The sequence below is a fragment of the Bifidobacterium myosotis genome (assembly GCF_002259745.1).
Taxonomy (GTDB): Bacteria; Actinomycetota; Actinomycetes; order Actinomycetales; family Bifidobacteriaceae; genus Bifidobacterium; species Bifidobacterium myosotis.
Genome location: NZ_MWWW01000001.1, coordinates 18,264 through 31,263, shown reverse-complemented (window position 1 = coordinate 31,263; position 13,000 = coordinate 18,264). Strand labels below are relative to the sequence as shown.

Below are 13,000 nucleotides of genomic sequence, written 5' to 3'. Positions count from 1 at the left end.
GGTCCAATTCAGCGTGGTCTTCGACGATGACGACGACAGCGAAGATGAGGCAACGGTTGACGCCGGCGGCGACATCTACAGCAGCTTGGCGTCGGCCGAGCAGTCGGTCGCCGATGCCTCCGATGACGGCGCGGCGGAGGAACCCGCCGACGCGGTCATCGATAAGGACGATGTCACGGCGGCGCTGATTGCGGCCGCCACCGGCGCCGACCCGACCAAGGTCAAGGCGGCGGCCGGACTGTCCAAGTCCGCGGCGAAGGTCCCGGACGCCAATGACACGCACGGTGAAGGCCCGAATACTGCAGAAGATGGCCAGTCCACTCAGCAAGGCGGCGATGCGGCGAACAGCTCGACCAGTGGCACCACTGACGTCAGTGCCGCAACCGACGGCACAAGCGCGAGCACGTCTGCGGGGCATCACCACGCAGCAGATGCCTCGAACGCATCGGAAACGGCCGAATCCGCCGGAGCCGCCGACACCGTTGCATCCGCCGACTCCAAGGCTTCCGACGCAGCCGGCGAGCCTACCGAGGCCGAGCGCGACGCCCTTGCCTCGGCCAACGCCTCCGCCGAAGTAACCGAGCGCAACGCCCGTCACGTCAACGAGACGCTGGCTCTCGCCAAGCACGACAAGAAGGACGAACTGGCCGATCATGAGGCCTCCGGCGCCAAGAGCGAGCCGACCATGACGCTGGCGTCCCGCATCGATCGTGTGCTGGTGGGCGGCGGCGCGGACGACGTGTTGCTCAAAACCTATCCGACATTCGCCCTCAACAAGGTGAGCGTGCAGGACGGCAAGGGTAAAATCGTGCTCGGCGGCGTGGAATTCGCCTGCTACGCCGGCCACGCCTACGCACTGCTCATCCAGGACGACCCGGATTCGGGCGTGACCGCCGATGTCAAGCGTCGCACACTGATGGGCGTCATGACCGGGCTGGCACGTCCCACCGCCGGCACGGTGATGAACAAGAGCGCGAACATCGCCGATCTCGAGCCGATCGAGGTGCGAGGGCACCGTCTGGGCATTGTGCCGCAGCTGCATGCTGTGCAGCCGGATCTGGACGCCGAGCAGAACGTGCTGTACGCGATGAACGCTTCGAACCGTAACTTCCTCAAGCCCAAGCCGGTTATCGCGCGTGAGCTGCTGGCCAAGGTGGGCTTCACCGAGGCCACATCCGGTCTGGCTGTCGGCAAGCTGCCGCTGGTGCAACAGCGTCTGGTGGCCATCGCACGCGCGATTAGCACCGAGGCCGAGGTCCTGATTCTGGACGAGCCGACGCGCGGACTCGGCGATGACGACACCGTGACCGTGTTCGCCGCGCTGGCCAAGCTGGCTCACAGCGGCGACCCGAAGCATTGCGTGATCGTGCTCACCGCCTCTCGCGAAATCGCCGAGGCTGCCGACACCCTGTTCGAGGTCTGACGGCGTGGCTGTAAGGACCGTCGCAATTCGTCGCTGGACGCTGAACGCTCGATACTGAACTGACGCCGAGCACAAACGTTAGACGCCGAATGATGGGAATGGCCGTGGAGCACTCCTCCACGGCCATTCTCGTCACTGCCGCAAGTCCATATTCGCCTGTCCGGCAGCTATCTGCTTTGCAAGGGGTACATTCGGCCTCTTGCAAACACGTATCTGCCTTGCGAGGGGTACCTCAATCCACAAAACCCGAGTATGAACGTTGATATTGTCTCGTTTGTACTCGGTTTTGCGCGTGCAGGTACCCCTTGCAAAGCAGATACCTGTCCGAAATACGAAGAATGTACCCCTCGCAAGGCAGATACAGGCCCGGCGAACACATAAACGATCTTTCCGGTCCCAATACTTGCATCACCAACCAAAAAACCTCAAGCTAGTGGCCTGCCTCGCAATTGTTTGAGTAGTATCGGTCCTCTCTGATGGACCGTTGCCGTGAAGCAGACAGCGGAGCTGTTTTCAGGCAACGTGTGAACCGACAGGCGAGCCAGCATGCCACGCACACAATGCATCCTTAATGACAGGACGGGCTGTCAGCGAAGCTAACTGGGGGAGAGAAAAAGCTGAAGCCCTCAATTATTTAAGAGACAGACCACTAATATGTCGCGCACACCGTCAGAAGAATGCCGCCCTGCCGCGCTACGCTTGGGGCTGGTTCGACTTACGGATTGGAGCGGGCATCATGAGCGGATATATTCCCACGCTGGAGCAGATCGACGAGCTGCATCACAAGATCGCACCGTCCAAGGAGGCCTACGAGCTGGTGCATACGCATTGCGTGATAGTGGCCACCATCGCCCAGCAGATCGCCCGCCGGCAGAACGCCCTGTTCACGCGCCGCTGCACCCTGCCCAAGGACGCACCAGAGTGGGGCGACCGCGCGGCACAGCATAACGCAGACGACGGCACCACCGAAACCACTGCGACCCCGCTTGCCAATCCGGCAGCCAGCCTGACCGACACCCCCGATAACCCGACATCCGCTGCCACCGCCCCGGCGACGCAACCCTCCCCCGATTATCTTGTTCCGCCGACCGGCGGCGTGACCGGAGGCCATGTGCCGCCTCGCCTAATCGACGAGCATCTGGTGCTCATCGGTGGTCTGCTGCACGACATCGGCACCTACCGCGTCTTCAAGCACGACGGCACGGACGGCGAACCGTTGAAATTCAGCGGAAAGAAATACATCCTCCACGGTCTCAAGGGCTACGAGTACCTGCTCAGCGAAGGCGTGGACGAGTCGATTGCGCAGTTCTGTCGCAACCACACCGGCGTGGGGCTTACGCGCGAGGACGTCATCGCCCAGGATCTGCCGCTGCCGCCGGCCGACTACGTGCCAGTGAACCTCGAGCAGGAGGTGGTGATGTACGCCGACAAGTTCCACAGCAAGTCGGTGCCGCCGAAGTTCCTGCAGGTCGATGCCTACACCGCTCGTGCCGCACGATACGGAGAAGCAAACAAGCGCCGCTGGCTCGATCTTGTGGCCAAATACGGCGTGCCGGACATCCTGCTGCTGGCCACCAAGTACCACATGCGCATGATTTGAATCTGAACCATCCGAACTGAACGGTTCAGGTGTAGATGGTTCAAATGCAGATGATTCAGGTTCATCAAGCAGTTCAGCTTCAGATGGAACGCAGGCGGAAGGTGCCGTTGCGGTTGGAGGCCACAATCATCTGATCGTTCTCCAGCACGTCCCAGTCGCCCTGGTCGTATCCGGAGGAGGACACGACCACACCGGCCGGGTCGCCGTTCTCGTCCTCGAGCGCGCGGTAGCGCATCACACGGTAATCGGCGGCCTGCTCACCACGGCCGTACTCGTCGTAGATCTCGACGATGCGCGGGCTGGTCTTCTCGCGCCCGGCCGCGCACAGGGCTACCAGCTGGTCCTCGGACTGGATCATGCAGTTGTAGCTGGACTTCGGGTAGGCCTGGCGCAGCTCACGCACGGCCTGCGCCACGGCCTCGTCCAGTGGGAAGCCGAAACCGATGTATTCGAGAATCACCGCAAAGAAGATGGCGGAATCGGAACGACCGCCGGTGGACAGCAGGATGCTGTGATCCACCGGGTAGGAACGGTTGGTCACGATGTTGCGGCCGTTGGCGTCCGAGATGTCGCCGTTGTGGATGAAGCTCAGGCCGTTGGCGTAGAACGGCTGCTGGTTCTCCATGATGAGCGGCAGGTTGGAGCTCGCGAGGCGAAGGTGCCACAGCGCGCCGCGGGCGGGCTCGTTGGCGAGCGTCTCGAAGGTGGAGTCGAAGCGCGCGGCGACGGTGGACTTGTAGATCTTGGTGCCGGTCTCCGGGGTGGGCGCACCACCGTCGCGGATGTACGGGGCTTCGGCGGGGTCGGCGAGCTGCGCCACGCCCCAGCCGTCATTGTGGATTTCAGACAGTTCCTGGAAGTCAGCGGTGTTCTCCGAACCCAAAATGGCGTTGAGGCTCACGTTGAACCCCGCCGTCGCGTATCCCAGTAGTCTGCACATACCTTGACAACCTAGTGGAGCATCATCACGAACGCGCGGACGGGGTTATAGAGATTGCTTATATGGTCTTATTGCGCCTTATTTCGCAGTCTTGGCGGAGCTCTTGCCGGACGGCACTGTAGCCTCGGGTGCGTGAACCAACCGGCCCAGTCCGGAGGTGGTGTCGAGCGGATCGGGCACGGCTGCGGGATCGATCTTGGCGCGGGTGGGCTCGGCGGCAACGCGCGCCCCAGCGGCACCGGCGCCGCGCACGTCGGCGACACCGATGCGCTTCAGGCGCGGCGGACGGCGCGTCGAGACGAACAGCGGCTGGACCTCGACCAGCGGGTTGTACGGCGCCAGTCCGAACCACTTGACCGGCGAACCGGCCACATGGCGAATCGTGTACTTGACCTGCAACGAAAGCGCACCCCACGCCGAGACCTTGGACTCGGGCATGAGGGCCTTGTGGATCAGCACGTACCGGATGGTGCCGATGTCCGGATCCGCGTCCACCTTCGGGTACAGCGACTTCTGCTTGGGCAGCTCGCCGGTCTTGGACAGGTCGTGCATGATCTGGTGGATGTACGCCGGGATGGACTGGGACACCTTGAAACCAAGCCGCATGCGCACACGGTAGATATAGCTGGTGCCGAAGTTCTCGACGGAGTACTCGCGGGTGAACGGCTCGTCGGTGGTCTCCACGCTCACCGCCCACCAGGCGCGGGCGCGCTTGGGATGGTCGGCGAAGATCGAGAAGAAGATGTCCGTATCGAGTCGCTTGGTCTCCGAATCGGAGGTCAGGTAGACGATGTTGTCCGCGAAATAGGGGATGCGGAAGTCGCCGTGAAGCTTGTCGAGCGCCGGCAGGAAGTCCTGCGGCTGCATGTGACGACGCTGCGCGCGCTCCAGCTTGGTGCCCTGATCCCAGGTGACCATGACGAACAGAATCGCGATGGTCAGCAGGCAGGTGAACCAGCCGCCGTGCAGGAACTTGGCCATGGACGCCACGAAGAACATGGTCTGGATGGCGAGGAACAGCACGATGAACAGGACCGCGCCCAGACGACGGCCGTTATGCCACAGGTAGACGCCGAGCAGCACGGTGGTGGTGATCATCGTGATGGTGAGCGCCAGACCGTACGCGGCCGAGATATGTTCCGAATCCTTGAAGATGGCGAGCACGAGCAGCGTGGAGACGCACAGCACACCGTTGATCACCGGGATGTAGAGCTGGCCGCGCGTGCGGGCCGGGTAACGCACCTGCAGATGCGGCATCCAGTTGAGGCGTGTGGCCTCGGAGACCATCGTGAATGCGCCGGTAATAAGGGCCTGCGAGGCGATCACGCCGGCCGTGACGGAGAGCACGACGGCCAGATAGCGCACGTTCGGGTCCATCATCTGGAAGAACGGGTTGAGCGTCTTCATCGTGTTGAACTCGGGGTTGCGGCTGTTGGCGAGGATCCACGCGCCCTGGCCGAAGTAGTTGCACACGAGCGCCACCTTGATGAACGGCCAGGTGAAGTAGATGTTGCCGCGCCCCACATGGCCCATGTCCGAGTACAGGGCCTCGGCGCCCGTGGTGGACAGGAACACCGTGCCCATCAGCGCAATGCCCGCCTCATTGTGCGGGCTGAAGAGGAATTTGATGCCGTAGACCGGGTTGAGCGCCGCGAATACCGTCCAGTCGTTGGAGAGGTTCACCAGTCCCACGATGGCGAGGAAGCTGAACCAGATGAGCACGATGGAGCCGAATACGCGGCCGATGCTTTCGGTGCCGCGCGACTGCACGGCGAACAGGATGACGATGATGACCACGGTGATCATCAGCGTGAGGCTGGGGTTCTCATCGAAGACCTGTTCCAGGGGTGGCAGCGTTTGCAGACCTTCGACGGCCGAGCTGATGGAGACGGCCGGCGTCAGCACCGAATCGGCGAGGAACGCCGCACCACCGACCATGGCCGGGATGGCGAGCCATGCGCCGTACCGGCGAATCAGCGAATACAGCGCGAAGATGCCGCCTTCGCCGTTGTTGTCGATGCGCATGGCGATCAGCACGTACTTCACGGTGGTGATCAGCGTGATGGACCAGAACACGAGCGACAGCATGCCGAGCACGGCCTCGCGGTCGGCGTTGCCGAGCCCTCCCTGACCGGAGAGGAACGTCTGCGCGGTGTAGAGCGGCGAGGTGCCGATGTCACCGTAGACCACGCCGAGCGCCACGATGGCCATGCCGAGCGTGACCTTGTCCGGGCCGGACTGCAGCCGCGCCCACCATCGGCCGATACGTCCCCTGGCCGCGGTGCTGGCGAGCTTCTCGGCCTCCTTGTTCTCGGCCTCCTTGAGCTTGGCCAACGCCTCGCGCTCCTCGCGGGTCAGCGTGCGACGCGAGACCTTGGGCGCGTTGGTGAAGGTGTCGGCGCGCAGCAGCGCCTCTTCCTCCTGCTTCAACTTGCTGGCGCCATCGGCACCGGACCTGCCGGTTTTGGCTGCCGCTTTGGCGGCCTTGCCAGCGGCCGGCTTGGTAACCGCTTTGCCGGCCTTACTGGCAGCCGGCTTGGCAGCCGATTTGACAGCCGAAACCCGGCCGTTTTTGCCGATTCCGCCAATCTTGCCGGTGACAGGCTTGGATGTCTGTGGTGCTTCCGTCGCCTTGGGCGCCTGACCGTTCGCCACACTTCGGTCGTTGCGATCGTTGTGCCCTCTGCCTGCCGGCTTCGGGGCACGCGTGGGTTGATTGTCCGACTCAGCCATACGTTCGTCCTCCACGCGGGTTCACACCACAGCCCGCGAACTCCTGCTCTCGCCTACTATGCCCTACTTTCGAAAGCCATGGTAGCGCCCTAACGAATTCTTAACAACTTACGGAAATAGGGCAGATTGTCTATTTTTCACAAGGCGGACGGACAGCTTTTAGTAGAGCGGACGACCAACATCAACGACGTTGCCCCGCGCCTTAGATTCCGTATACCGCACGGGTCGTGGCCCGGGTACCACGCGCCACCTCGGCCAGCGGCAGATCGAGCGCGTCGGCCATCGCGCGCAGCGTGTAGGGAATCATGTACGGCGCGTTCGTCCGGCCTCGGTAGGGCATGGGCGTCAGGTACGGGGCGTCCGTCTCGACCATCGCGTGATCGAGCCCCACAATGCGCAGGGACTCGCGGATGCCGTCGTTGCCCTTGTAGCTCACCGTGCCGGAGAAGCTCAGGTACCAGCCGTGCTCGCGCGCGATCTCGCCCATCTCACGGTCGCCGGAGTAGGAGTGGAAGACCGTGCGCTCGGGCGCGCCATCCGCGAGCAGCGTCTCGATGACCTCCTTGTGCGAGTCGCGGTCATGGATCTGCATCGGCAGGTTCAGTTCCTTGGCCAACGAGATGTGCGCGCGGAAGGCCTCGCGCTGCAGCTCCATGGCCCCCGCGCCGGTACGGAACAGATCCATGCCGGTCTCGCCGATGGCCACCACCTGCTCGGGGTATTGGGTGGCGAGGCGATGTACTTCGGCGAGCGCGTCCTCGAAGCTCACGTCGTGATAAGGCTTGTATTTGACCGGCAGCCCATCCGGACCGGGCACGCCGCGATGACCGTGCAGCACGGCTTCGTTGGGATGAATTGCGAGCGCCGCGTGCACATTACCTGGATGTTCGATCGCCATCTGGACCGCGGTCATCAGGTGCGGCAGCTCGCAACCGCAGTCGATGATACCCCCAACGCCGACAGCCTGCGCCTGCGCAAGCAATTGGTCCACATCGTAGACCGGCACGGCGGGCTGTCCCTTGGCCTGCGCCTCGTGATCCATGGCCCTGGCGAAGGGGATCACCGAGGCCACATGCGTATGGTTGTCGATGACGTGGGCGTCTGCGGGCAGCGCGTCGGGGGCCGGCGCCCAGCTGCGGTCGCGGTGGTGTTTGCTCATGATTCCCCAGTGTATGTCACGAATGCGTGCCGCGCGTAGCGTCCCGTCGGCCCCGGTCGCGCGGGCGACACAACACGGTCACGTCGAACACGGTCCGTCCGCCCTATGTCGCCTCCGGCCGCGCAGACGGCACTGCGCGATCCAGGCCGTCATCAGGAACGTGCAGAAGTCGCCTCCGGCTGCGCGGACGGCACCGCGACCGACTGTATGTACGCGGCCCAACGAACATGCCGCGTACATACAGTCCCTTTGGGGCCGATTTCCGACTGCAAGTACGCGAGTACTTCGTTGAGCCGCGTACTTACAGTCGATTTCGCCGGATTCAACGCGGATTCAACGCGAAATCGGCGCGAAATCCGACAGAAATTCCGCGAGAATCCGGCGAATTCACCAATCGGCGCCAGCATTCGCCGATCAGCGCCAGCAGGCCGCGTACGGCAGGCCGGTCAAATGCTCCACCACGCCGCGCACCTCCGGATCAACATCCGCCTTGGCGCCCCCGTTACGCAGTCGGGTGATTTCGGCGAGCAGCACGGCATCAGTGCGCTTGTCAATGACCAAATGGGCGGAGATGATCCAGGCGACGATCATCGCGAACGCGAACCAGCCCAGCAGCACGGCCCCCAGTCCGATCTGCGCCGTCGGGGTCTGCGCGGTTCGCGTGGCGTCGAAGCCGACCGCCCCCAGAATCGCACCCACACAGATGGTGCCGAGCCCCGACCCCAGCTGCCGGCACGACGCCTGAATGCCCGAGAACGTGGCGGAGCGGTAACGGCGGGTGACGATCTGGTCGATGTCCGCGATGTACGGGAACACGGCCCACGGCAGGTAGCCGCACAACGATTTGAACGCGAAGAACCACAGCGCGCCGACGACGGCGAACACGGTCCAGGCCACGCCCGACAGCCGCCCGACCAGCATCCATGCGGCGAACAGCCAGCCAACGCCGATGAGGCAGCCGGCGAAGTTGATCGCGTACAGCTTCTTGGGCCCGATTCGGGTCATGGCCCAGCCGAACACCGGCATCAGCGGCAGCGAGACGACCGCGCAGGAAAGCAGCAGCGAGGCGAACGCCGCGGTGTGGCTCCAGTTGTAGACCACGAAGAACACGAAAGTCTGGCCGAACACGTCCATCGAGACCTGCACGAGCAGGTAGATGGATAGATGCTTGCGGAATTCCTTGATTCTCAGCGTGGTGGCGTATTCGCGCAGCACCTTGACCGCGCGGCGCATCCAGCCTGCCGCGCCGATATGGCCGTCATGCCGCTCGCCGCGCGCCCATGCACCGAAGCCCGCGGCCTCCGGGGTCATCTCCCATGTGGAACGCCAGCAGGCGAACACGGCGAGCGCGAACAGCACGGTGGTGCCGATGGTGAAGATCATGTAGCCGGTGGGTGTGCGCTCCCCCACCACGGCCAGCACCAGACTGCCGGCCAGCGGGATGAGCGTGCCCGCGCCGGTGGAGATGAACAGTCGCACGGTGGACAGCTTGGTGCGGCTGTTGAAATCCGGCGTCATTTCGCCGGGCAGCGGGTTGTAGGCGGTCTGGAACAGCTGCGCGAGCACCACCCAGAACACGTAGACGAGCGCGTACACCGCCACCGGGAAGCCCGGAATCCACAGGAACACGCCCACGAGCAGCATCGGTCCGATGATCATGAGCAGGAAGCGGCGACGGCCGAACCTGCGGCCAAGGCTGTAACGGTAGAGATTGTCGTCGAAGACGCCGAACACCAGCGCAGCCACGGCGCTGATGAGCGCACTCAGGCCGATCACCGACTGTGCGGTGGCGATGGACATCCCGCAGAACGTAGTCCAGAACAGGGAAAGGTAGGTGGCGATGATGGTGAGCTGGCCACCGCCGTAGAAGTCGCCGATGCCGAAGCCGATAGCCTCGCGCAACGTGATTTTGCGCGGACCGGTGCCGTCCAGCGCCGCCCGTAGCGCGTGGCTGTCAACCTCCGCCATGATTCCCCGCTTTCGCATCGCGCGGCACACGCCCGGCACATACCGCTACCTGACCAGCTTATTGGCCAAAGGCGACGACGTCGTTTCGGCACGGCAGCCGGCGACACGGCTCGCCCCGACACCTTGCCTTCAGACCTACCCCTGATCCTGCCGCCGCTCGCCCACCGACCGCCGTACGATGATCGACGTATCCACGAGGGTGACGGAATCCGAGGCCTCGTCCTCGTTGCGCACGCCGAGTTCGGTAAGCCGTTCCATGAGCTGGGCGTCCGCCGGATTGCGGAATCCGCCGGCCTCCCGGCCGAGCAGCAGCCGGACCGCGGCCTGGCCGAGTTGGGCGCGCGGGATGCGGATCGAGGTGATCGGCGGCGTGACCACCGGTGCGATGAGTGTGTTGTCGAAACCGATCACGGAGACGTCATCCGGCACCCGCACGCCGTCCGCGCCGAGGCGGAGCACGATGCCGGCGGCGATGAGGTCGTTATACGTGATGACGGCCGTGGGCTTGGAGCCCTCCAGCGCCAGCGCCGCCTGATATCCGCCCTCCACGGTGGCATGCACCGGGCCGATCTGGTTCACGCGGAATCCCATCCGTTGCCCCACCTCGTGCAGGCAGGACTATCGCGACTGGTTGGCCCACGAGGCGCTCGGCCCGGACACATACGTGATGGCGGTGTGATGGTACCGCCGCAGCAGGCTCAGTGCCCGCACCACGCCGATGCGCGGGTCGGGCACCACGCTGGGCACGCCGTCCACGGGCCGGTTGAGCACGACCAGCGGCATGCGCTTCGCATAGTTGCGGATGAAGTCGATGCCGGGCGAGTCGGAGGCGAGGATGATGCCGTCCACCTTGCCTTCGAGATGGGTGAGCATCTGCTGGGTGCGGGCCTGCGATTGGCCGGTTTCGATGATGCTGACGGCGCTGTCCGACTCCATTGCCGTGACCTGTGCGCCTTTGAGGATCTGCGAGGAGATGCCGTCGGCCGTGTCCTTGACGACGAGCGCGATGATGCCGCCCTCCACGCCTCGTTCGGCGCGCTGCCGCGCACCGCCGCCGGTGCGGGATGATGCGACGTTCGCGCGCGGTACGGCCGTGCCGCCGCGACGGGATTCCGTATCGTATGGCCGCAGCCGTCCGTTCTCGTTCGCGGTTTGCGAGCCGGACGACAGAGCCGATGCCGATGGTGATGATGGGAATGTACCGGGAACCGACGGCGCTGCCGGCATACGCTCACCGGCAGTGGCGGACGCCCCGACGGAACCGGCCGGCCGGCGGACGTCGACGGCGGCATCGGAGCCGTCATGAGAGCCGATGTCGTCGGCGGACGCAGTGCCGTACATGCCCGCGGAGGCCGCTCCGAGGACGGCGTTGCCGGCACTGCGGCGTCTCGGATTCGGCCGGTATCCAAGCCGTTCGGCCACCGCGCGAACATGCTCCACGGTCTGGAAGTTCACACGGTCGGGATTGCCGAACACACGGGAAACGGTGGAGATGGCCACGCCGGCCTCCTCGGCCACATCAGCCAGACGGACACGGTCCGTCGCCTTGCGTTGGGTCATCGTCACCGCCCTCTCAATGCCTTAGAAGACATATAGTATCTGGGCTCCCCTCAGAGAGGGGAACCCAGAGAAATCACGCCTCAGCCTGCAATTTCGGACCAGCCTATCGGCCGGACCCATCATTACATCACGGCTGTCGCCGTTCGACCTCGGCTACAAACAGCCCACTGGGCTGCCGCTTCACGCCTGAACGGCAGCAGCCTCAGCGGCGGCGTGACGCTCGGCGAGCTCGGCCTTGATCTGCTTGAACTTCTCCTCGGTGACCGGGTAGAAGAACATGATCGCGGCGGAGATCACGAAGCCGATGAGCGGCACGAGGCCGGCGGCCAGACGCAGGTTCTCGGCGACGGTCGGGTCCTGGGCCACGTTCATGCCGGACTTGTAGCCGGTGAAGGCGAGGATGGCCGGGCCGAGCCAGGAGGTCAGGGCGCCGAACATCTGGCGGAAGAAGCTCAGGCCGGCCATGGCGGCGCCATCGGTGCGCTTGCCGGTCTTCCACTCGTAGTACTCGACGGTGTCGCCTTCCATGCCCCACACGTAGTTGCCGCAGAACTGGGCGCCGATGGCGTTGAGCGCCATGCCCACGAGGGACAGCCAGACGTTGGAGACGAAGATGAACATCACACCACCGATGATGCCGAGGGCGCAGCCGAGGTACCATCCGCCCTTCTTGCCGAGGTGGCGGGCGATGACCGGACCGAACGGGGAGGCCACGACGCCGATGGAGGCGTTGATCAGGGTGACGATGGTGGTGATGAGGGCCAGCGTGCCGGCGTCGGCGCCATTGGCGAGGACTTCCTTGGCGATGATCGGTCCGATGGAGCCCACGCAGGTGGCGATCAGGTAGAAGCCGGTGGCGAAGCACAGGATGAGCAGGGCCGGGTTCATGACGATGGCCTTGAGGGTGTCAAGGAAGGAGACCTTCGGCTGCTCGGGTACATCGATCTGCTCGATGGTGGTCTTGTACAGGAAGACGTAGATCAGGGCGCCGACGAGGCAGAAGATGGAGACGATCGGCAGCATGCGCTTGGCGAGGGCGGCCTGGTCCTTGACGGTGTTGATGGCCGGGGCCAGCGTGAAGGTGACGATCAGGCCGAACAGGGCGCCGCCGACCATACGGGCGGAGGACAGGCGCTGACGCTCGTTCTGGTCCTGGGTCATGGCGCCGAGCAGGGCGCCGTACGGCACGCCGCCGAGGGCACCGAGCAGCTGGTAGAGCAGGTAGGTGACGATGGCCCATGCCACCTTGACACCCATCTCGGCATCGGCCGGAATGGTGTACATCAGGGCGATGGCGACCATCATCGGCACACCGAACCAGACGACCAGACGACGGAACTTGCCGTTCTTGTTCGGCTTGACACGGTCGGCGTAGTTGCCGGCGAGCAGGTAGACGACGGCCTGGAAGAAGCGGGCGAAGAGGAAGATGTTGGCGGTGGTCACCGGGTCGATGCCCATGTAGATGTAGTAGGTGGCCAGGAACATCGACATCATACGCCAGCCGATGTTGTTCGCAAGATCGCCGGAACCATAACCGACGATGTTCAGCCAAGTCAGCTTCTGCGGGGCCTTCTTGGCCGGCTGCGCTATTGCAGTGCTCATTTTTGAGAACTCCTT

At 64.2% G+C, this 13,000-nt stretch carries 6 protein-coding genes and 2 pseudogenes; 2 read left to right on the top strand and 6 right to left on the bottom strand.

Annotation, left to right across the window (positions count from 1 at the left end):
• Positions 1–520 precede the first annotated feature (520 nt).
• Together BMYO_RS00110 and BMYO_RS00105 are read left to right on the top strand one after the other, a co-directional pair.
• Positions 521–1,423, top strand: a pseudogene (locus BMYO_RS00110) (ATP-binding cassette domain-containing protein); the annotation flags it as partial.
• Positions 1,424–2,159: 736 nt separating this feature from the next.
• Complete coding sequence (locus BMYO_RS00105; protein ID WP_094666592.1) at positions 2,160–3,023, top strand: HD domain-containing protein; 864 nt, start codon at positions 2,160–2,162, stop codon at positions 3,021–3,023.
• Between the two features lie 79 nt (positions 3,024–3,102).
• Here the strand turns inward: BMYO_RS00105 and BMYO_RS00100 are convergent, their stop codons facing one another.
• The 6 genes and pseudogenes from BMYO_RS00100 to BMYO_RS00070 form a co-directional block, all read right to left on the bottom strand.
• Positions 3,103–3,963, bottom strand: a complete 861-nt coding sequence (locus BMYO_RS00100) for a class II glutamine amidotransferase (protein ID WP_094666591.1) — start codon at positions 3,961–3,963, stop codon at positions 3,103–3,105.
• 78 nt (positions 3,964–4,041) lie between these two features.
• Complete coding sequence (locus tag BMYO_RS00095; RefSeq protein WP_169833994.1) at positions 4,042–6,393, bottom strand: KUP/HAK/KT family potassium transporter; 2,352 nt, start codon at positions 6,391–6,393, stop codon at positions 4,042–4,044.
• A 505-nt stretch (positions 6,394–6,898) separates the two neighbouring features.
• On the bottom strand, positions 6,899–7,855 hold the full coding sequence (locus BMYO_RS00090) for a TatD family hydrolase (protein WP_094666590.1): 957 nt from the start codon (positions 7,853–7,855) through the stop codon (positions 6,899–6,901).
• A gap of 414 nt (positions 7,856–8,269) precedes the next feature.
• Positions 8,270–9,823: an MFS transporter gene (locus BMYO_RS00085; RefSeq protein WP_169833992.1), complete on the bottom strand. Its 1,554-nt coding sequence runs from the start codon at positions 9,821–9,823 to the stop codon at positions 8,270–8,272.
• Positions 9,824–9,958: 135 nt separating this feature from the next.
• Positions 9,959–11,383: pseudogene (locus BMYO_RS11940) on the bottom strand (LacI family DNA-binding transcriptional regulator).
• A 180-nt stretch (positions 11,384–11,563) separates the two neighbouring features.
• Positions 11,564–12,985 (bottom strand): MFS transporter, encoded by a 1,422-nt coding sequence (locus tag BMYO_RS00070; RefSeq protein ID WP_094666589.1) that lies wholly within the window; start codon positions 12,983–12,985, stop codon positions 11,564–11,566.
• Positions 12,986–13,000: the final 15 nt, after the last annotated feature.

Excerpts from the sequence above, each read along its gene's own strand:
- BMYO_RS00105 (WP_094666592.1), top strand. The coding sequence starts at position 2,160 with ATGAGCGGATATATTCCCACGCTGGAGCAGATCGACGAGCTGCATCAC.
- BMYO_RS00100 (WP_094666591.1), bottom strand. The coding sequence starts at position 3,963 with ATGTGCAGACTACTGGGATACGCGACGGCGGGGTTCAACGTGAGCCTC.
- BMYO_RS00090 (WP_094666590.1), bottom strand. The coding sequence starts at position 7,855 with ATGAGCAAACACCACCGCGACCGCAGCTGGGCGCCGGCCCCCGACGCG.
- BMYO_RS00085 (WP_169833992.1), bottom strand. The coding sequence starts at position 9,823 with ATGGCGGAGGTTGACAGCCACGCGCTACGGGCGGCGCTGGACGGCACC.
- BMYO_RS00070 (WP_094666589.1), bottom strand. The coding sequence starts at position 12,985 with ATGAGCACTGCAATAGCGCAGCCGGCCAAGAAGGCCCCGCAGAAGCTG.